Source organism: Nonomuraea sp. N2-4H (assembly GCF_045291505.1).
Classification (GTDB): Bacteria; Actinomycetota; Actinomycetes; order Streptosporangiales; family Streptosporangiaceae; genus Nonomuraea; species Nonomuraea fastidiosa.
In genome coordinates, this window is sequence record NZ_CP147987.1 from 5,091,601 (window position 1) to 5,110,278 (window position 18,678).

Below are 18,678 nucleotides of genomic sequence, written 5' to 3' on the forward strand. Positions count from 1 at the left end.
CGCTCCAAACGCACGACTAGGACCAGCGTCCCAAGCAGGTGCCGTAAGTCAATAGACCACGATGCAGACAAGCACTTGCTCGGGAAACATCACGTTCGCGGTCGCCCGCCCAGTATCGGGAAACACGGCCCCGTGCACACGCCGCTTACCCCGAAGATCTCACCCGGATTGATGGGAGCGCCACGCTTCGGCGCCGCGTAACACGGCGGTGTGGACGGCGCGGGCCACGCGGGCGCCCCAGTCCGAGCGGGGGCCGCCGAAAACCTCCTGCGGCCCCTCGACCGGTACGGCGACGCAGACGGCGTCGGAGGCGGTGCCGGTGCCTTCGAAGCCCGCCTCCAGCATGGCCTGGGTCTTGGCCTCGGTGACCGTCATCACGGTGTTGACCAGCGCCGCGTCCGTCATGGCGACGGGCAGTTCGACCACGATGTTGATGGTGCCGACGCGGATGGGGGCGAGCTCGGGGTCCTGGTGGCCCTCGGGGGCGGCGGCCCAGGTGGGGACGCGCAGCCCGACGGTGGCCCACGCCTCCACGCCGCCGTCGGTGGCGCGGACGTACCGGTCGACGGAGGCCGCGGTCATCATGCCGACCCCGGCCCCGTGCGAAGGCCCGAGCGAGATGAGGTGATCGACCGGGTCCATCCGCGCGTACCCGGCCACGACCTGGGCGTTCAGCACCCACTCGCGCTCGCCGATGCCGCCGCCGAGCAGCGCGGAGGAGATCATCCGCCAGCCTGGCCCGAACTCCCACAGCAGCGAGCCGAGCCTGGCGCCGTCCTCGACGCGGTAGGTGAGCTTCATGGGCCTCCCCTGACCAGGTGCACGACGGGCCGCCCGTCGGGGCCCGGCTCGATCTTCACATGCGCGTCGAAGTGCCGCCCGACCAGCTCCTCGGTCAGCACGGCGGCGGGCTCGCCGGTGGCGGCGGCACGGCCGCCGGCCAGCAGCATGAGGGAGTCGGCGTAGAGGCCGGCGACGGTGAGGTCGTGCAGGGTGGTCACGACGGTGAGCCCGTCGGCGCGGCGCAGGCGGTCGATCAGCTCCAGCACCTGCTGCTGGTGACCGAGGTCGAGCGCGGTGGTGGGCTCGTCGAGCAGCAGCACCGGCGCCTCCTGCGCGAGCGCCCTGGCCAGCACGGCGCGCTGCCGCTCGCCGCCGGACAGCTCGCCGACCGGCCGCATGGCGAGCTCCGTCAGGTCGAGCCGTTCCAGGACGGACTCGGCGACGGCCCGGTCCCGCGCGCTCTCCCTCCCCAGATAGGGGATGTACGGCGTGCGCCCGAGCAGCGCGTAGTCGAAGACCGTCATGTCGGGCGGCAGGGCCGGGGTCTGGGGGGCGTACGCGACGAGCCTGGCCCGCTCGCGCGGCTTGAGCGCGGCGGCCGGCCGGCCGTCCAGCTCGACCCGGCCCTGGTGCGCGACGAGCCCCATGACGCTCTTGAGCAGGGTGGACTTGCCGGCCCCGTTGGGCCCGATGACGGCGGTCCACTCGCCGCGCCGCACGTCCAGGCTCACCTGGGAGAGCACCTCGCGCTCGCCGAGCCGTACGGTGAGATCGCGCGCCCTGATCACGTGACCACCCGCCTGGTCATGCGCAGGACGGCGACGAAGAACGGCGCGCCCACGAACATGGTGACCACGCCGATCGGCAGCTCGGCCGGGGCGAGCACGGTGCGGGCGACCAGGTCGGCGAGCACCAGGAACGCCGCACCGCCGATGAGCGACAGCGGCAGCACGATCCGGTACGAGCCGCCGGCCAGCCGCCGCACCACGTGCGGGACGACGATGCCGACGAACCCGATGAGCCCGCTGACCGCGACGGCCGCCGCGGTGGCCAGGGAGGCGGCGAGCAGCACGACGAACCGCACCCGCCCGGCCCGCACGCCGAGCCCGGCGGCCTCCTCGTCGCCGACGGACAGCACGTCGAGCATGCGCCCGTGCAGCAGGAGCAGCACGGCGGAGACGGCGGCGTACGGCAGCACGAGCAGGAGCTGATCCCACCCGCCGCCGAGGTCGCCGAGTATCCACGCGTAGATGCGCTGCAGCTTCTCCACCTCGAGCTGCTGCAGTACGGTCTGGATCGCGGTGAGGAACGAGGTGACCGCGACGCCCGCCAGCACGAGCGTGGCCGTGCCGCCGCTGCGCCCCGCCGTGTTGCCCAGCGTGTACGCGAGGAACACGCCACCCACCGCGCCCGCGAAGGCGGCCACGGGCACGCTGGCGGACGGCAGCAGCACGATCGCCGCCGTCGCCGCGAGCCCGGCCCCCGCCGCCGCGCCCAGCAGGTACGGGTCGGCGAGCGGATTGCGGAAGACGCCCTGGTACCCGGCTCCCGCGATGGCGAGCAGCCCGCCGACCACGGCCGCGACCAGCACCCTGGGCAGCCGCAGCTCGAACAGCAGCCCCTGCTCGACCGGCGCGAGGCCGGAGTCGACGTGGGTGAACGGCAGCCAGTCCGCGACCTGGAGCACCACCTGCCAGGGCGAGATGTCGGCGGCGCCGTCGAGCATGCCGGCGATCATGCAGGCGGCCAGCAGGACCAGGGCGCCGGCGAGCCACAGCGGCCGGGCCCGTGCGGGGCGGGCCTGAGTCGCCACGTCAGCTCGCGCCGTCGGTCTTCGCCCGCGCCGCGTCGGCCACGGCCGCGCCGATGCTCTTGGCCAGGTCGGCGACGCGCGGCCCCCAGCGGGACGCGATGTCGTCGTCCAGCTCGATCACCCGGTCGTTCTTGACGGCGGACAGGTTCTTCCAGCCGGGCCGGGCGGCCAGCGCCTCCTTGTTCTGCTGGCAGCACTTGACGTCGGCGAGGAAGATCAGGTCGGGGTCGGCCTGGGCGACGAACTCGGCCGACAGCTTGGGGTATCCGCCGGCCGCGTCGGGGGCCTTGTCGGCGATGTTGGTCAGGCCGAACATGCCGTAGATCTGGCCGATGAACGTCTTGGACGTCACGGCGTACGGCGTCTGGTCGAGCTCGTGGTAGTAGGTGAGCTCGGCGTCCTTGGGCGCCTTGGACACCACGTCGTCGATGGCGCTCTTCATGTCCGCGACGACCTTGTCGGCCTCGGCCTGGTGCCCGGTGGCCGCGCCCAGCTCGGAGATCTCCTCGTACGCCTCGTCCAGGTTCGTGGCGGCGGGCTGGTGGAGCACGGGCACGTTGACCTTGCCCAGCTCGGAGACGATGTCGTCGATGTCGTCCGATACCACGACGAGGTCGGGCTTCTGGGCGACGATGGCCTCGACGTTCGGTTTGAAACCGGACAGCTCCGTCGTGGGGGCCTCCGGCGGGTAGTTGGAGCGGTCGTCCACGGCGACGACCTGCGAGCCGGCGCCGATGGCGTACAGGGTCTCGGTGTGGGTGGCCGAGAGCGAGACGATGCGCTCGGGCCGCTTGGGGATGGTGACCTTGCCGTTGGCGGCCTCGACGGTGACGGGGAAGCCGCCGGCGGCGGGAGCGGTGGAGGAAGCGGCGGACGAGGGGGCGGCAGGGCCGGCTGTGGTGCCGGTCTGGCCGCAACCGGCCAGAGCGAGCGTTCCCAGCAGCGCGCCCGCGAGAACCGTGCGTACGGGCCTCACGAGAAGTCCTTTCACACTGTTGGAACCGAGAGACCCGCTTGTAGTGACGGATCACCCTTTTCCACGAGGGTTGATGTGCGTCGGCGCAGAGGCAGGCGACCTGGCTATGACAGTTGCGGGACAGCGCCGGAATCTCACCGGACTTCGCTGCGCACTGCGCGTCGGGCAAACGGTATCAATTCCCCGTCCGCCGGAGGAGTCAAGGGGTCAGTTGGGCCTCCGCCTCGGCGATGATCTTCTGGATGCGCAGCCCGTGCGCGGCGTCGAGCGGGTGGCCGCCGCCCTTGCGGACGGTCGCGGCGAACTCCTCGGCGACCGTGGCCAGGTAGTCGTCGTCCTTGTCATGCGGCGGCAGGGCGGCGCTGCCGTTGCGGCCGTACACGGCGATGCTGGACGGCGGCGTCTCGCCGCCCGCGGCCATGCTCAGCGACGCCTCGCTGACGGCGCCGCCCTCGTGTTCGAGCAGCAGGCCGACCCAGCGCAGCGGGTGGCCGTGCGCGCGCACACCCGTGACGGGGCCGAGCGCGGCGTCCAGCAGGTCGATCACGTGCGGTCCCACGTCGAGCAGGGCGCCGCGTTCGAGCCGCCAGGGCGTCGCGAACGGGTGGTCGCCGAGCAGCGCGCCGGAGATGTTGGCGGCGTGACCGCCGAACGGCTCGACCTCGGCGCAGCGGGCCAGGAAACCGCGGGCGGCGGCGGTGTAGCGCATGGAGAAGACCATCTGGGAGGCGACGCCCGCCTCGGCCACCGCGTCCGCCACGCGCCGAGCCGACTCCAGGGAGTCGCCGAGCGGCTTCTCCAGCAGCAGCGCCTTGCCGGCGCGGGCGGCGCGGACGGCGTACTCGGCCTGGACGGCGGGCGGCACGCAGAACGCGACCGCCTCGCAGTGCTCGAACAGCTCCTCGACGCGGGCGAACACCGGCGCGCCCAGCTCGGCGGCGGCCTCGGGACGGCGGGCCCAGACGCCGGCCAGCCTCGTGTGCGGGCTCTTGGCCAGCATGGGCGCGTGCGCCATCCGCGCCCAGGGCCCCGCGCCGATCAGTCCGACCGCCACCGGTTCCATGCACGTCCTCCTTCGCAAGTCATCTGATCTTTCACCTTAGATGACATATCGCCAAAGATCGCCCGCACCTCCACGAACGCACATCAGCCGCCCTGCTGCGTGGGCGGTCGGCGGACGCGGGCGTGCCGGCTCCTCCCGCTCCGCGCGAGCGACCCGCGGGCGGCGGTGCCGATCACCGACCGGCGCGCCGCGAGAAAGAGGCGGGCGGGCACCTGGCGGTGGGGCGCGATCGGGCGTGCCGGATGATGGGAGCCATGAACGAGATGCTGCTGCTTCGGCATGGAGAGACCGAGTGGAGTAAGGCGGGCAGGCACACGGGCCGTACGGACCTGCCCTTGACGGAGCACGGCGAGGAGCAGGCCAGAGCCTTGGCGCCGCTGATCAAGGAGCCTTTCGACCTGGTGCTCGTCTCCCCGCGCAGCGGGCGAGGCGAACGGCGGAGCTGGCCGGTTTGACCGAGTATGAGGTGGATCCCGACCTGTGGGAGTGGGACTACGGCGGCTATGAGGGCATCACCACGGCGACGATCCGTGAGACGCGGCCCGGTTGGTACTTGTGGCGTGACGGCGTGATCCCCGGCGATGCCGAGCATCCGGGCGAGAGCGCCTCGGAGGTGGCGGTCCGGGCCGACCGGGTGATCGCGCGGGCCCGTGCTGTGCAGGGCCGGGTGGCGTTGGTGGCGCACGGGCACTTCCTGCGGGTGCTGGCCGCCCGCTGGCTGGGTTTGGCTCCCGAGGACGGCCGGTTGCTCAGGCTCGACACCGGTACGTACTCGCGCCTCGGGTACGAGCACGATGAGCCGGTGCTGCTGGCCTGGAACGCCCCCGTCACCTGACCGATCCCGGGCCGGTGGTCGCGCCGCACCGACTCGGACGAAAAGGCTCAGCCGGCCCGGACGCGTAGGGCCGTCCGGGCAGCGCGCGGCTCGGCCGGGGGAGCTCAGCCGACGCGGGCCCGCAGGGCGGACTCGTGCAACGCCCGGCCGGCCAGCCAGCCGCGCAGCGAGCCGAGGGCCGGGTCGTACGACAGCGGCTCCTCCCACAACGCCACGAACACGCGCTGCGTGATCTCCTCCGCCTGCGCCTGGCTGCCGGTGACCTTGACGGCGACGCCGTAGACGTACGGGCCGTGCCGGTCGTAGGCGTCGGCCAGCGCGTCGAGGTCGCCGGCGGCCAATCGTGCACGCACATCCATGTCGCTCATCAGTCGCACCCCAGCGTCGCGGCGGCGGCGATCAGGTCACGGGCGAGCACGGGGTCGCCCTCGGCGGCGTACGGGAAGGCGCCGGGTGGCCACCGGTTGCCCAGCAGGCGGCAGAAGTCGGCGGCGTCCGCCGAGATGAGCACGGCCACGTGGTCGGAGGCGGGCGAGAGCGGGATGGTCCAGGTGCCGCCGCCGGGGCCGGTGAGCACGATGGTGGCCGAGACGTCGCGGCGCGGCCCGCGCAGCGCGCGCGGCAGCAGCGCCAGGCCGAACTCGGCGATCATGTGCACGTGCTCGGGTCTCGGCTCGGCCTTGGCGCGGCCGGTGGCCGCCCTGATGTCGTCGGTGTGCGTCCAGGTCTCGAACGTGCGCTGGATCATGGCCTGGCGCAGCGGCGCGCGGGCCGGTCGCGCTCCGGCGAGCGCCACCTCCACGCCGAGCAGCACCTCGCTGCCCGCCGCCACCCGCGACAGCAGCAGGCCCGCCTGCTCCCGCCAGCGCCGGTGCTCGGGCACGGCGACGCCTTGCCCGGCGCCGGTCCCGGCGGAAAGGTCCGGACCGGTGCCGGTACCGGCCCGAGCGCCGGAAACGGTGCCGTTCCCAGCGCGAGCATCCGGACCGGTGCGAGTACCGGCCGGAGCGCCTGGAGCGGTGCCGTTGCCGCCGGAAACACCGGCCGAAACGCGGGTCACCGTGGCCGGGACGCCCATGAAGCGGGCCACGGTCGCGTCGTTGGCCGTCAGGTGCTCGACCAAGCTCCTGACGGTGCCGTGCTTGGGCACCGGCGCCGCCCACTGGACGGGGCTCAGCTCGGCGAGCACGTCGTCCATGCCCGCGACCAGTTCGGCGTACGGGACGGCGACGGTGGCCACGCCCACGGCGGCCGGGTTGCGGCGGCGGCGCGCCGCGGACAGCACGGCCTCGCGCAGCCTGGGCGGCGGCTCGGCGAGCGGCTCGAGTGGCGCTCCGCCAGGCGGCTCGGCGACGGTCTCCGGATGATCGAGCAGCGCGATCGCCGCGCCGCAGTCGATGCACGAGGCGACGTGCTCGTTCGGGCTCTGCCCGTCGAAGAGGTAGGAGTCCGCCATTGGCCACCTCCGCAGCCGACGCTGTCCCGGCCCGTTTCCGGGCGCGCCGGACGGCGGCCGGAGAACGGTGCCAGCAGCGTCTCACGCCAGGGGCTTTCCAGATAGACGCGAACGCGTTTTATCCGCAGTTGTCCCTGGCGTGACGACTCCCGCCCCCGCGGCCATCGGGGACACGGCAGGTTCCCGTGCTCGCGGGCCGTCTCGGACGCGGCGTGCTCCCGTCGCCGCGGCCGTCATGAAGACGGCGGCTCGCGTAAGAGGCCGTCCCGGGCACGGCGGGCCCTGCGGCCGGACACGCGCCCGGCCTCGGTCAGGCCAGCGCCTGGGCGGGCTGCGGCCCGCGTCCGGTCAGCCATTCGAGCACCTTGCGGTGGCCGGTGGCGGCGTCCTCGAAGTGGCCCCAGTGCCAGTAGCGGGGCTGGTCCCGGATGCCCGTCACCCAGGTGCGGTAGGAGACGGTGACCGGTTCCTTCCCGCTGGCCCCGCCGGTCGCGGGCGCGACACCGTATGTGCGGATCACGACCTTGCCGCCCGGCGCGAACAGCACGTCGTCGGCGATCGGATACAGGGTCATCTGGTCGAGCATGACCCTGATACTCGCCGCACGACGAGGCCGGGCGGTTACACCTCCGGCGCGCCGCCGTTAAGCAGGCGCGCCGGAGGTTAACACGTTGTTACACGAGCAGGCCGTCGAACTCTCCGTCCTTCACACCGAGCACCAGGGCCCGGATCTCGTCACGGGTATAGATGAGGGCAGGCCCGTCGGGGAAGCGCGAGTTGCGCACCGCGATGCCCCCGTCGGGGAGCTCCGCGAGTTCGACGCAGTTGCCCTGGGAGTTGCTGTAGCGGCTCTTGCGCCAGGCGACCTCCGTCAGGTCCGCCGCCGGCATGCCGTTGTAGGTCTGGTTCATCTACATCTTTCTGAGAAGACCGCCGATGAGCTCGACGGTGCCTCCTGGCGTGGTGCTCTCCACGCACAACTGCTCCATGGCCGTGAGGTACGGATCGATGTCCTCACGTTTGTCCAGGTACAGGGCACCCCAGAGCTGCTCGACGTAGACCACGTCCGACAAATCGGACTCGGGAAACCGCAAGATGCTGAACGCGCCTCCCTCAGCGGCGTGCTTGCCGAACTTGAAAGGCATCACCTGGATGGTGATGTTGGGAAGGGCGGCGACCTCCAGCAAATGCTCGAGCTGCTCGATCATGACCTCCCGCCCGCCGATGGTCCGCTTGAGCGCCGCCTCGTCGATGACGGCCCACAGCTTGGGCCCGTCCTTCCGGGTGAAGCGCTCCTGGCGCTGCATGCGCAGGTGCACGCGCCGTTCGATGTCCTCGGGAGTCGCATCGGGGTTGCCGAGCTGGTAGACCGAGCGCGCATATGCGGCCGTCTGCAGCAGGCCGGGCACGAACTGCACCTCGTAGGTCCTGATCACGCTCGCGGCCTCTTCCAGGCCGATGTACGTGGTGAACCAGTGCGGCAGCACGGCCGAGTACTTGTGCCACCACCCGGGGGTGTTGGCCTCGCGCACCATCTCCAGCAGGGCACGGCGTTCGGCATCGTCGACGACGCCGTACAGGGTGAGGAGGTCTTCCACGTCACGTGTCTTGAAACCCACGCGCCCGAGCTCCATGCGGCTGATCTTGGACTCGGATGCCCGGATGTGAAATCCGGCCTGTGCCCGGTCGAGCCCGCAGCGCTCGCGGAGACGCCTGAGGCTCGCCCCCAGCATGATGCGCCGAACGGTCGAACCGGTCCCTGGCGGATCAATGGACACGTGCTTGCTCCTTGGTCGTTTCCTTGCCACCAAGTGTGTCACTTCACGGCCGAAAGATCATGGCCGCGGACAAGATCCCCTTTCCCGCAAATTGACCTTTTGAAGAGAACCGTAGCGTGTGCACGCTCACTCTGCACGTGCATTCGCTCTTGCACCTGCACGAGAGTTTGACGCAGAATGATCACGTGCAATCCACCCCGGCGCACGGCCAGTGGACCACGTTCGATTGGTGGCCCCCGATCGGCTGGTGGCCCGAGGCGGCTCGCGACCTTCTGGTCCCGGGCCCGTCGGCCAGCGCCACGTTCGTCCTTCCGCCCACGGCGTCCTCCGTACACTCCGCTCGCAGCTTCAGCTCCGGCACGCTGGCCGGCTGGGGTCTCGATGACATGGCCGAGAACATGGAGCTGGTGGTCTCCGAGCTCGCCACCAACGCGCTGCGCCACGGCCTGTGCCTCGACGACCCCGACAGCGCGCGGCGCTCGGTGCAGTTCTCCCTGGTACGCCGCGGTCATCTCGTGACCAGCGCCTTCACCGATCCAGGCTCATCGGTGCCGGTGCTGCGATACCCTGGCCCCCTTGACACCGGCGGCCTCGGACTCCACATCGTCGAATCGCTCAGCCTCCGCTGGGGCTGGTCCGCACTCGCGCCCCGCGGAAAGATCGTCTGGGCAGTCCTCTCCTGACCGGGGGTGATCTGCATTACCGTGGATGGTCATGGCTCACGGTGAGTCCCGCGCGCGACCCCATGAGAGTGCTGACAGATGGAAGATCACCTGCTCGGCTGGCTACGAACACTAGACGAGGACAGGCTTGGGCGCATCCTGGCCAACAGGCCCGACGCCATCGCCGCGCCCTGGCCCCGCCGTCTCGACACACTCGCCCAGCGGCTCGGCAACGGTTTCGCCGTGATGGAGACCCTGCGCCGGCTGCCACTCCCCTGCCTGCAGCTCGCCGAGGCCGCACTGGCCATGAGCCGCCCCACCGCCGACTCCCTCGCCCGCTTCCTCGACAGCGACCTCGACCACGTCACCTCCTGGCTCGACCACCTCTACGACCACGCCCTCGCCTGGCCCGGCGACGACGGCGTCATCCACTTCGCCGAAGGCGTCGCCCGCCACTGGTCGGCCCCGCTCAGCCTGGGCGAGCCGCTTGAGCACTACCTCAACTCCTGGTCCATCAGCAACGACGCGCTGCACGCGCTCGCCCGCTCGCTCGGCCTGCCCGTCCAGGGCAACAAGCGCCGTACGATCACCCGCGTCATCGAGGCGCTGAGCGACGCCGGCCGCCTGCGCGCGCTCCTCGGCTCCGCCCCCCAGGGCACCGCCGAGCTGCTCGAACGCTTCGCCTGGAAAGGCCCCTCGCTCGACGTCGACGGCGGCAGGTTCGTCACCCCCGGCACGCCGGAGAAGTGGTGCGCCGACCACGGCCTGCTCTTCCGCCCGAGCTGGCACGTCGCCGAGATCCCCCGCGAGGTGGCGATCAGGCTGCGCGGCCCCGGCTACCACCCGCCCTTCCAGCCCGTGGCCCCCGAGATCGCCACGATCCCGATCGACCCGGAAGAGGTCGATCACCTCATGACGCTGGCCGCGCCGCACGTCGTCGAACGCTGCGCGGCGCTGCTCGACAACACCTCCAAGACCCCGCTGCCGCTGCTCAAGACCGGCGGCGTCGGCGTGCGCGAGGTGCGCAGGGTGGCCAAGGAGACCGGCTGCGACGAGGACGAGACCCGCCTGCTGCTGGAGATCTGCGCGGTGGCCAGGCTGCTGGCCTGGGACGAGCCGTCCGGCGGCATGATCCCCACCGAGCGGTTCGACCGGTGGCGGCTGGACGAGGGCTCGGCGCGGCTGCGGGTGCTGCTGGCCGCCTGGTGGCGCATGGAGCGCTCGTCCCTGCGCAAGGTCGACGGCAAGTACGGCACCGTGCTCGGCGACGACCCCGCGGGCGGCACGCTGGCCGAGATCCGCAGAGCCGTGCTGTCGGTGCTGGCCCACCTGCCCGCGGGCACCGCGTTCGCCGATCGCGACAGCCTCATCACCGCAGTCCACTGGCACGCGCCGCTGCTCGACGTGGCGCTGCTGCGCTCGTCGGCGCCGGCCGTGCTCGACGAGGCCAGGCTGCTCGGGCTGCTGGCCAACAACGCGCTGACCGATCTCGGCCGGGCGCTGGCCGGGCTCACCGCGAAGCCGGGCGGCGAGAACGACGACGCCGTCCCCATGGTGGAGCACGACCCGGTGCTGGCGGAGGCGGCCACCCGGGCGCTGGCCAGCGTCCGCAGGAGCGCGCTGTTCGGCCCCGACCTGACCGCCGTCGTCACCGGCCCGCCGTCGGCCGAGCTGGCGGCGCTGCTCGACCGCACCGCCGAGCGCGAGTCGCGCGGCGCGGCCTCGGTGTGGCGTTTCACCACCGAGAGCGTGCGCCGGGCGCTCGACCAGGGTTACGACGCCGACGAGCTGCTCGACGAGCTGGCGGCCGTGGGCACGATCCCGCAGCCGCTCGAATACCTGATCCGCGACACCGCCCGCCGCCACGGCGAGGTGACGGTGACCACGGTCGGCTGCGTCGTGCAGGCCGCCGACCCGGCGCTGCTCGCCGAGATCGCCGCGCACCGGCGGCTCGGCCGGCTCGGGCTGCGGCTGCTCGCGCCCACGGTGCTGGTGAGCAAGGCGCCCGCCGACCGCACGCTGGCCGCGCTGCGCGAGGTCGGCTACTCCCCCGTGCCGGTCTCCGACACCGGGGAGATCACCGTCCACCGGGCCAAGCCGGAGGAGCCCGCGGGCGGCAAGCTCATCCTGCTGCCCGGCGGCCAGGTGGCCGAGCTGTCCGACTTTCCCGGCATCACCGAGACGCCGCCGTACATGCTGGCCGAGCCCGCGCCCGACCCGTACGAGCACGCCCGCAGGCTGCTCGCCGCCGACCGCCCCGAGGACGACAAGAACGGCCGCACCTGGGCCATCATCGGCCGCATGGCCACCCGGCTGCCGACCGCGCAGCAGTCGCTGCTCGGGTTCGTGGTCGATCGCGGCGTGCGGGCCGGTATCACGCTGGCCGACGGGCTGACCGCGACGATCAGCCACGGGGAGCTGAAGGGCGCCGCGCTCGACGCCTGGTGCGAGGAGGCGGGCGACTACCTGGAGTTCCCGCTCGCCGAGATCGTCGAGGTGCGCGGCGCCTACTGACGCGGCGCGCGCTACTTCAGCGGCTTGGCCTTCGCCAGGTTCTCCACCAGGTCCTCGAGGAAGTCGGCGTACCCGTGGTAGCTGAAGGGCGCCTCGGCCGCCCACGGGTAGAGCTGGCCGGCCTTGACCGCGGGGAGCTTGGCGAAGGTGGGCTTCTTCATCATCTCCTCGGGCTTGAGCGCCTGCGTGCGGGTGTCGTAGAGGATCACGTCGGCGTCGTAGGTGTCGGCGTTCTCCCAGCTCAGCGTCTGGAAGAAGCCGCCCTCGTCGACCTTGTCAGGCTTGACGACGTTCAGGCCGGCGTTGGTCAGGTGCACGATGTCGGGGTACTCGGGCGGGTTGACCACCCAGAACGCGTCGGCACCGCCCGACACCATGAGCACCCTGAGGTCCTTGAAGTCGGCCAGCTTCTTGGTGGCCGCCTCCATGCGGGCCTTGGCCTCCGGCACGCCCGCCATGTCGGCGCCGAGCGACTGGGCGAGCCTCTCGTAGGTGCCGATGACCTCGGTGGCGCTCCTGCCGGTGAGCATGACGCCGACCGTGGGTGCGACCTGCTCGATGGTGTCCTTCGACTTCTCGGGCACGTACCACAGGGTGCCCTTGACGTACATGCTGCTGACGAGCAGGTCGGGCTGCAGGGCGATGTACTGCTCGACGTTGAACTCGTCCCAGACGTTGCCAAGGCCGGTGACCTTGGTGATGTCGACGTTGCCGACCTGCGGGTCCTTGCCGCCGTCGGCGAGCTTGTGCGGGCCGAACACGCCGACCGGGCGGACGCCGAAGTCCCACAGCGCGGCGGCGGCGCCGACCTGAGCGACGATCCTGGTGGGAACCTTCGGCAGGTCGATCTTCTTGCCGCGGTCGTCGGTGAACGTCCACCCCTGCGCGGACGGCGCGCCGGACGCGCCCGTGGACGAGGCGGGCGCCGCCTCCGTGCCGCCGCCCTCACCGCACGCCGCGAGTGTCAGGGCCGCGGCGATCCCCGCCGCGCCCGCGAGGAAACCCCTGCGCGGCAGTACCGGTCCCGACATGTGCATCTCCTCAGTTGCCTGGCCTTGTCTGCTTGCTGGACCATTAGATTAGCCTTGCCTAAGTTTGACTTACGACGAGAGGGGGTCGGGTGCGCCCGGCTGAGGAAACGGCCGACGCCGCAGAGGCGGCGGGCCTGGCCGTGAGCGAACCCGTCGCAGGCACCGGCGGCGTCCCCGACGCTAAAGCCGGGCGGCGGCCTCCGGTGCTGGTCGCGGGACTGGTGGTCACGTTCGGGGTGCTGGTGCTGGTCGCGCTGGCCAGCGTGGCGCTGGGCGCGCGGTCGGTGCCGTTCGGCACGGTGATCGACGCCTTCATCGCCCCGAACGGCTCAAGCGACCACACGGTCATCCGGGAACTGCGCGTCCCCCGCACGCTGCTCGGCCTCGGTGTCGGCGCGACGCTCGGGCTGGCCGGGGCGCTCATGCAGAGCCTGACCCGCAACCCGCTCGCCGACCCCGGCCTGCTGGGCATCAACCAGGGCGCGGCGCTCGGCGTCACGCTGGCGCTCGGCCTGTTCGGGCTCGGCGACCCCACCGTCTACTTCTGGTTCGCCTTCGGCGGCGCGGCGCTGGCCTCGTTCATCGTGTACACGCTGGCCTCGTCGGGCCGCTCGGGGTCGAGCCCGGTACGCCTGGCCCTGGCCGGCGTCGCCTTCGGCATGGTGTGCACCGCGATCTCGTCGGCGATCCTGCGCATGGACTCGGAGACGTTCGACCGCATGCGGTTCTGGCTGACCGGCTCGCTGGCCGGGCAGACGGCCGACACGCTGGTGCGGCTCGCGCCGTTCATGGCCGCCGGGCTGGTGCTGGGCCTGCTGCTGGCCAGGCCGCTCAACATGCTCGCGCTCGGCGACGACGCGGGCAAGGCGCTCGGCGTGGCGGTCAACCGCACGCGGATTCTCACCGGCGTGGCGGTCACGCTGCTGTGCGGGGCGGCCACCGCCGCCGCGGGGCCGCTGTGGTTCGTCGGGCTGATCGTGCCGCACGCGGTGCGCGCCGCCGTGGGGCCCGACCAGCGGTGGGTGCTGCCGTACTCGGCGCTGGCCGCGCCCGTGCTGCTGCTCGGCGCCGACGTGATCGGGCGGCTCATCGCCCGGCCGGGTGAGGTGCAGGTGGGCATCGTGTGGGCGGTGATCGGCGCGCCGATCTTCATCCTCATGGCCAGGAGGAAGCGGGTGGCGGCGCTGTGAACGTCCGCGTCGGATCCTGGTCCGTACGGCTCGCGCCCCGCGCGCTGCTCGTCACCGTCCTGCTCATCCTGATCGGCTGCGCGGTGAGCGTGGCCGCGCTGGCGACGGGCGAGTTCACCGTGCCGGTGCCCGACATCATCGACGCCCTGTTCGGCCAGGGCACGCCGGTCGCCGAGCTGATCGTCAGCAAGCTGCGCGCCCCGCGCGTGGTGACCGGGCTGCTGGTCGGGGCCGCGTTCGGGCTGAGCGGCGCGATCTTTCAGAGCCTGACCCGCAACCCGCTCGGCAGCCCCGACTTCATCGGCTTCACCGCGGGCGCCTCGACCGGCGGCATCCTCGCCGTGGTCGCGGGCGGCTCCGCCCTGGTGATCGCGGGCGGCGCGCTGCTCGGCTGCGTGGCGACGGCCGCGCTGGTGTACCTGCTCGCCTACCGCGGCGGCGTGGCGGGCTACCGGCTCGTCCTGGTCGGCATCGGGGCCAACGCGCTGCTGCTGGCCGTCAACTCGTACCTGCTGACCAGGGCGAACATCAACGACGCGGCCACCGCGGGCGCCTGGCTGACCGGCAGCCTCAGCGGGCGCGGCTGGGACCACGCGGTGCCCGTCGCGCTGGCGCTGGCCGTGCTGCTGCCGCTGTGCGCGGCGATCTCGCGGCCGATGCGCATGATCGAGATGGGCGACGACGCGGCCAGGGCCATGGGCATCAGGGTCGAGGTGGTCCGCGCGGCGGCCATCGCGGCCGGGGTGCTGCTGTCCGGCGTGGCCACGGCCGCGGCCGGCCCTGTCGCCTTCGTCGCGCTGGCCTCGCCCCAGCTCGCCCGGCGGCTCACCCGCTCGCCCGGCGTCACCATGGCGTCATCCGCGCTGATGGGCGCCGTGCTGCTGACCGCCGCCGACCTGGCCGCGCAGCGACTGCTCGCCCCCACCCAGCTTCCCGTCGGCGTGCTGACCGCCGCGATCGGCGGCACGTACCTCGTCCTGCTTCTGCGAAAGGACCGCCACTGATGGTCTCCTCCCGCCTGTCCGGCACCGGCCTCACCCTCGCCTACGACCAGCGCGTCGTGGCCACCGACCTGAGCGTGACCATTCCCGACGCGTCCTTCACCGTGATCATCGGCCCCAACGCGTGCGGCAAGTCGACGCTGCTGCGCGCGCTGGCGCGGATGCTCAAGCCGAAGGCCGGGGCGGTGCACCTGGACGGCAGCGTGATCACCTCGCTGCCGTCGAAGGAGGTGGCGCGGCGGCTCGGCCTGCTGCCGCAGAGCTCGATCGTGCCGGACGGCATCACCGTGGCCGACCTGGTGGCGCGCGGCCGCTACCCGCACCAGAAGCTCATGCGGCAGTGGTCGAAGGCCGACGAGGCGGCGGTGGCCGAGGCCATGCGCGCCACCGACGTGGCGGGGCTGGCCGACCGGATCGTGGACGAGCTGTCGGGCGGGCAGCGGCAGCGGGTGTGGCTGGCCATGGCGCTGGCGCAGGAGACGCCGATCCTGCTACTGGACGAGCCGACCACGTACCTGGACATCTCCCACCAGATCGAGGTGCTCGACCTGTGCGCCGACCTGCACGAGGCGGGCCGGACCATGGTGGCGGTGCTGCACGACCTCAACCAGGCGTGCCGGTACGCCACCCACCTCATCGTGATGCGCGCAGGCGAGATCGTCGCGGCGGGCGACCCGACGGAGATCGTCACCCCGGAGCTGGTGGAGCAGGTGTTCGACCTGCGGTGCGAGATCATCCAGGATCCGCAGACCGGCACCCCGCTCATCGTCCCCGAGGCGCGCCGCCGGGTCGCCGCCGCCACCGCCTGACCGGTCGCGTCTACAGTGCCCTTCCTCAGGGCCGTCCCTCAGGGCCGTCCCTCGGGGCCGCTCCTCAGCGGGCTGCGCAGCGGCGGACCGCGAGCAGCGCCATCGCGCGGGTCACCTCCAGCATCTCGCTCAGCCGCACCTGCTCCCTGGGGGCGTGCGCGAAGCGGACGTCGCCGGGGCCGTAGTGCAGGGTCGGGATGCCGCCCGCCGCGTACAGGCGCAGGTCGCTCCCGTACGGTGCGGCGGTCTCGGCCGGGGTCGTGCCCGTGACGGCGGCCACCGCGTCGCGCACCTGCCCGAGTAGCTCGTGCCCGGCAGGCAGCCGGCCGCTGGCGAACTGCCCGCCAGGCCAGGTGACCACCGGCGGGTTGGCCCGCAGCCAGGGGTCGGACACGTCGGCGATCGCCGACTCGAACGCCGCCCGCGCCTGCGCGGGGTCCTCGTCCAGCCGCACCCCGAGCCGCCCCTCGGCGACCAGCAGGTCGGGCACGGTGCTCGCCCAGTCGCCCGCGCGTACCGTGCCCACCTCGATCGGGTACGGCAGCCTGTTGTCGCCGAACAGCTCGGGCACGTCGCGGTTGCGCTCGGCCTCCAGCCGCCTGATCGCCGCGAACACCGGCCAGAACGCCTCGATCGCGTTGACGCCCTCGTTCCTGGTGGCGCCGTGCGCGGCCCTTCCCGCGATCTCGATGCGGAACGTCAGCGCGCCCGCGTTCGCGGTCATCACCGCGCCCGAGGTGGGCTCGGTGATGACCGCGGCGTCGGCGGTGTGCCCCCTGGCCAGGGTGGCGAACGCGCCGAGCCCGCCGTCCTCCTCACTGATCACGCAGTGCACGGCCAGCGGCCTGGCCAGCTTGACGCCGGCGCGGTGGATCGCGCGGGCCACCGCCAGGTTGGCCACCAGGCCGGCCTTCATGTCGCAGGCGCCCCTGCCGTGCAGTACGTCGCCGGTGATGCGGGCGGCGAACGGGTCGCTGCCCGCCCACTTGGCGAGGTCGCCGGTCGGCACCACGTCCACATGACCTTGGAGTGCCAGGGCGGGCGGTCCCTCGCCTCCGGGGGTGACGGCGACGACGCCGTACCCCTCGCTCCTCGGCGCCTCGGTGCCGGGGAAGCCGGGGCGGGCGGTCAGGTCGGGCAGATCGAGCTTCCAGACGTCCACGTCCATGCCCGCCTCGGTGAGCAGGCGGGCGACGCGGTGCTGCAGCTCGGACTCGGCGTCGGTGCCGGTCACGCTGGGGACCTTGACGGTCTCGGCCAGCAGGTTCACGGTCTCGGGCTCGTCGATGGCATCGAGGACCCGGGCTTCCACGTCGTGCATGGAGCACACCTTCTCACGGGTGCGCGGGCCACCGTCCTGGAGCCCGGTGCGTCCGCCTGCTCGTAAACTTGAGCCGTGGAAGAGCCCAAGTTCGAGATTCAGATGCTGCACGACCGCGTGATGATCAAGATGGAGCCGGAGGCCGAAGAGCGGCGCAGCGGCTCCGGGATCGTCATCCCCGCGACGGTCAAGATGGCCAACCGCCTGGCCTGGGGCGAGGTCTGCGGCGTCGGCACGAACGTGCGCTCGGTCAAGGTCGGCGACAAGGTGCTGTTCAACCCCGAAGACCAGTTCGAGGTGGAGATCCACGCGCAGGTCTACCTTGTGATGCGCGAGCGCGACCTGCACGCGGTGGCCACCCAGGAGACCGACCACGGCACCGGCCTCTACCTCTGATCAGCGCCCGTCCGACCCCTCACTCCCCCGTGACTCGCGGGCTCCCTATGATCCCTGCGGCTTCGTCCGCGTGAAGGAGAGCCACAGGTCCGAGTCCCACGTCTCGGCCGGCACTCCGGCCAGCACCCGCGTCACCTTCCCGCTGAAGTCGATCACCGCCAGCCGGTGGGCGTTCCCCTGCGCCATGACGGCGATGAGATGGCTCTCGTCCCACCAGCCGAACACCGCCTCCGGCCGTGCCGCCACCCTGCGCGCGATCGTGCCGGTGGCCGCGTCGACCAGGCAGATCGGCTCCTTGAAGCGGGCCGGGCACCAGGTGGCGAGCCGCCGGCCCGACGGCGAGTAGGCGTCCTCGGGGCCGGTGGGCAGGCCGGCGCTGGCGTACGTGCGCAGCACCGCCCCGTCCGACGGCCGGTGGACGCGCAGGCCGGTGCCGTGGCGCGCGACCAGGTTCCCGTCGGGGCTCCACCAGAAGCCCGCCTTGGGGCTGAGCCCGGAGATCCGCACGGTGCGCGCCTGCTTGGCGGCGACGTCCACCACCGTGAAGCCGAGCACCTGCCAGGCGCCGCGCACCTTCTGCTCGACGGTCAGCGCGACCCGCCTGCCGTCGCGTGACCAGGAGGCGTAAGAGGCGGTCAGCGGCTTCTTCACGGTGCGGATGGTGGTGCTGCGGCCGGTGGCGCGGTCGGTGACGACCAGGGAGTCGTAGCCGGACCGGTACGCGGCCGGCACTCCCGCCGTCAGCGTGCCGCCCGGCGCGACCGACACCTCCGACAGGTTCTTCTCCCAGGTGAAGGCGTTGCCCGCGGGCGTGCGCAGGTAGGTGCGCTTGGTGCCGAGACCGTAGGCCGACAGGCGGACGGGATCGCCCTGCTGCTCGCGGTAGGTCATGCCGTTCGTGCCCGGCAACCGCAGGTCGGCGGCGCTTTGGGCGGCGGCGGGCACGGCGGAGACGCTTGCAGAGACGGATGCAGAAACAGATAAGGTCAGTGCGGCGGCAAGGTGAGCGATCACGTCCCGCAGACTAGACAGGCCGATCGCCGGATTTCC

The 18,678-nt window shown here is 72.3% G+C and carries 19 protein-coding genes, 1 pseudogene and 1 riboswitch; of the genes and pseudogenes, 7 read left to right on the top strand and 13 right to left on the bottom strand.

All coding sequences use genetic code 11. From position 1 onward, the window contains the following. Positions 1-159: 159 nt before the first annotated feature. The 5 genes from WBK31_RS23435 to WBK31_RS23455 form a co-directional block, all read right to left on the bottom strand. Positions 160-801 (bottom strand): adenosylcobinamide amidohydrolase, encoded by a 642-nt coding sequence (locus WBK31_RS23435; RefSeq protein WP_406673132.1) that lies wholly within the window; start codon positions 799-801, stop codon positions 160-162. Further along, positions 798-1,571, bottom strand: coding sequence for an ABC transporter ATP-binding protein (locus tag WBK31_RS23440; protein ID WP_364055601.1), 774 nt, complete (start codon positions 1,569-1,571; stop codon positions 798-800). The genes WBK31_RS23435 and WBK31_RS23440 overlap by 4 nt, the downstream gene beginning before the upstream one ends. Continuing rightward, positions 1,568-2,596: an iron ABC transporter permease gene (locus WBK31_RS23445; RefSeq protein WP_364055604.1), complete on the bottom strand. Its 1,029-nt coding sequence runs from the start codon at positions 2,594-2,596 to the stop codon at positions 1,568-1,570. The genes WBK31_RS23440 and WBK31_RS23445 overlap by 4 nt, the downstream gene beginning before the upstream one ends. Position 2,597: 1 nt before the next feature. Then, the gene (locus tag WBK31_RS23450; protein ID WP_378787543.1) at positions 2,598-3,572 is read right to left on the bottom strand and encodes an ABC transporter substrate-binding protein; all 975 of its coding nucleotides are present in this window, start codon (positions 3,570-3,572) and stop codon (positions 2,598-2,600) included. Between the two features lie 37 nt (positions 3,573-3,609). Beyond that, a riboswitch (adenosylcobalamin-variant (AdoCbl-variant) riboswitch) is annotated at positions 3,610-3,730 on the bottom strand. 41 nt (positions 3,731-3,771) lie between these two features. Continuing rightward, complete coding sequence (locus WBK31_RS23455; RefSeq protein WP_364055610.1) at positions 3,772-4,635, bottom strand: Gfo/Idh/MocA family oxidoreductase; 864 nt, start codon at positions 4,633-4,635, stop codon at positions 3,772-3,774. Positions 4,636-4,889: 254 nt separating this feature from the next. Between WBK31_RS23455 and WBK31_RS23460 the strand changes: the two are divergent. Continuing rightward, positions 4,890-5,470, top strand: a pseudogene (locus tag WBK31_RS23460) (histidine phosphatase family protein). A 104-nt stretch (positions 5,471-5,574) separates the two neighbouring features. Here WBK31_RS23460 and WBK31_RS23465 read toward each other — a convergent pair. The 5 genes from WBK31_RS23465 to WBK31_RS23485 all read right to left on the bottom strand — a co-directional run bounded on the left by WBK31_RS23465 (position 5,575) and on the right by WBK31_RS23485 (position 8,659). Continuing rightward, the gene (locus tag WBK31_RS23465; RefSeq protein ID WP_364055616.1) at positions 5,575-5,838 is read right to left on the bottom strand and encodes a sigma factor; all 264 of its coding nucleotides are present in this window, start codon (positions 5,836-5,838) and stop codon (positions 5,575-5,577) included. Next, a complete protein-coding gene (locus WBK31_RS23470; protein ID WP_378787540.1) occupies positions 5,838-6,926 on the bottom strand; it encodes a hypothetical protein in 1,089 nt (362 codons plus the stop codon). The genes WBK31_RS23465 and WBK31_RS23470 overlap by 1 nt, the downstream gene beginning before the upstream one ends. Positions 6,927-7,236: 310 nt before the next feature. Next, positions 7,237-7,512 carry a hypothetical protein gene (locus WBK31_RS23475; RefSeq protein WP_364055622.1) on the bottom strand — a complete coding sequence of 92 codons (276 nt, stop codon included), beginning with the start codon at positions 7,510-7,512 and terminating at the stop codon, positions 7,237-7,239. Positions 7,513-7,600: 88 nt separating this feature from the next. Next, on the bottom strand, positions 7,601-7,837 hold the full coding sequence (locus WBK31_RS23480; protein ID WP_345400620.1) for a DUF397 domain-containing protein: 237 nt from the start codon (positions 7,835-7,837) through the stop codon (positions 7,601-7,603). Further along, complete coding sequence (locus tag WBK31_RS23485) at positions 7,838-8,659, bottom strand: helix-turn-helix transcriptional regulator (RefSeq protein WP_364057530.1); 822 nt, start codon at positions 8,657-8,659, stop codon at positions 7,838-7,840. A 230-nt stretch (positions 8,660-8,889) separates the two neighbouring features. Between WBK31_RS23485 and WBK31_RS23490 the strand changes: the two genes are divergently transcribed. Next, positions 8,890-9,387, top strand: a complete 498-nt coding sequence (locus tag WBK31_RS23490; RefSeq protein WP_364055625.1) for an ATP-binding protein — start codon at positions 8,890-8,892, stop codon at positions 9,385-9,387. A 78-nt stretch (positions 9,388-9,465) separates the two neighbouring features. Further along, complete coding sequence (locus WBK31_RS23495; RefSeq protein ID WP_364055628.1) at positions 9,466-11,880, top strand: helicase-associated domain-containing protein; 2,415 nt, start codon at positions 9,466-9,468, stop codon at positions 11,878-11,880. A gap of 11 nt (positions 11,881-11,891) precedes the next feature. Here WBK31_RS23495 and WBK31_RS23500 read toward each other — a convergent pair whose 3' ends face one another. Continuing rightward, a complete protein-coding gene (locus WBK31_RS23500) occupies positions 11,892-12,911 on the bottom strand; it encodes an ABC transporter substrate-binding protein (protein WP_378787534.1) in 1,020 nt (339 codons plus the stop codon). 89 nt (positions 12,912-13,000) lie between these two features. Here WBK31_RS23500 and WBK31_RS23505 point away from each other — a divergent pair, with 89 nt between their 5' ends. The 3 genes from WBK31_RS23505 to WBK31_RS23515 are packed head-to-tail and all read left to right on the top strand — an operon-like array spanning position 13,001 to position 15,911. Beyond that, positions 13,001-14,101 carry an iron chelate uptake ABC transporter family permease subunit gene (locus tag WBK31_RS23505; protein WP_364055634.1) on the top strand — a complete coding sequence of 367 codons (1,101 nt, stop codon included), beginning with the start codon at positions 13,001-13,003 and terminating at the stop codon, positions 14,099-14,101. After that, the gene (locus WBK31_RS23510) at positions 14,098-15,105 is read left to right on the top strand and encodes an iron chelate uptake ABC transporter family permease subunit (protein WP_364055637.1); all 1,008 of its coding nucleotides are present in this window, start codon (positions 14,098-14,100) and stop codon (positions 15,103-15,105) included. The genes WBK31_RS23505 and WBK31_RS23510 overlap by 4 nt, the downstream gene beginning before the upstream one ends. Continuing rightward, positions 15,105-15,911 (top strand): ABC transporter ATP-binding protein, encoded by an 807-nt coding sequence (locus WBK31_RS23515; RefSeq protein ID WP_364055640.1) that lies wholly within the window; start codon positions 15,105-15,107, stop codon positions 15,909-15,911. The genes WBK31_RS23510 and WBK31_RS23515 overlap by 1 nt, the downstream gene beginning before the upstream one ends. A 64-nt stretch (positions 15,912-15,975) precedes the next feature. Here the strand turns inward: WBK31_RS23515 and WBK31_RS23520 are convergent, their stop codons facing one another. Next, entirely contained in the window at positions 15,976-17,232 is a 1,257-nt protein-coding gene (locus tag WBK31_RS23520) for an ArgE/DapE family deacylase (RefSeq protein ID WP_406673133.1), read from the bottom strand. Positions 17,233-17,307: 75 nt separating this feature from the next. Between WBK31_RS23520 and WBK31_RS23525 the strand changes: the two genes are divergently transcribed. Continuing rightward, positions 17,308-17,628: a co-chaperone GroES gene (locus WBK31_RS23525; protein WP_364055646.1), complete on the top strand. Its 321-nt coding sequence runs from the start codon at positions 17,308-17,310 to the stop codon at positions 17,626-17,628. Positions 17,629-17,673: 45 nt separating this feature from the next. Here WBK31_RS23525 and WBK31_RS23530 read toward each other — a convergent pair whose 3' ends face one another. Continuing rightward, positions 17,674-18,573, bottom strand: coding sequence for a TolB family protein (locus WBK31_RS23530; protein ID WP_406673134.1), 900 nt, complete (start codon positions 18,571-18,573; stop codon positions 17,674-17,676). Positions 18,574-18,678 lie beyond the last annotated feature (105 nt).

What these genes read in the sequence shown, in the direction of transcription:
- WBK31_RS23435 (WP_406673132.1), bottom strand. Translation starts at nt 801, where the DNA reads ATGAAGCTCACCTACCGCGTCGAGGACGGCGCCAGGCTCGGCTCGCTG.
- WBK31_RS23455 (WP_364055610.1), bottom strand. Translation starts at nt 4,635, where the DNA reads ATGGAACCGGTGGCGGTCGGACTGATCGGCGCGGGGCCCTGGGCGCGG.
- WBK31_RS23465 (WP_364055616.1), bottom strand. Translation starts at nt 5,838, where the DNA reads ATGAGCGACATGGATGTGCGTGCACGATTGGCCGCCGGCGACCTCGAC.
- WBK31_RS23470 (WP_378787540.1), bottom strand. Translation starts at nt 6,926, where the DNA reads ATGGCGGACTCCTACCTCTTCGACGGGCAGAGCCCGAACGAGCACGTC.
- WBK31_RS23475 (WP_364055622.1), bottom strand. Translation starts at nt 7,512, where the DNA reads ATGCTCGACCAGATGACCCTGTATCCGATCGCCGACGACGTGCTGTTC.
- WBK31_RS23480 (WP_345400620.1), bottom strand. Translation starts at nt 7,837, where the DNA reads ATGAACCAGACCTACAACGGCATGCCGGCGGCGGACCTGACGGAGGTC.
- WBK31_RS23485 (WP_364057530.1), bottom strand. Translation starts at nt 8,659, where the DNA reads ATGCTGGGGGCGAGCCTCAGGCGTCTCCGCGAGCGCTGCGGGCTCGAC.
- WBK31_RS23495 (WP_364055628.1), top strand. Translation starts at nt 9,466, where the DNA reads ATGGAAGATCACCTGCTCGGCTGGCTACGAACACTAGACGAGGACAGG.
- WBK31_RS23500 (WP_378787534.1), bottom strand. Translation starts at nt 12,911, where the DNA reads ATGTCGGGACCGGTACTGCCGCGCAGGGGTTTCCTCGCGGGCGCGGCG.
- WBK31_RS23515 (WP_364055640.1), top strand. Translation starts at nt 15,105, where the DNA reads ATGGTCTCCTCCCGCCTGTCCGGCACCGGCCTCACCCTCGCCTACGAC.
- WBK31_RS23520 (WP_406673133.1), bottom strand. Translation starts at nt 17,232, where the DNA reads ATGCACGACGTGGAAGCCCGGGTCCTCGATGCCATCGACGAGCCCGAG.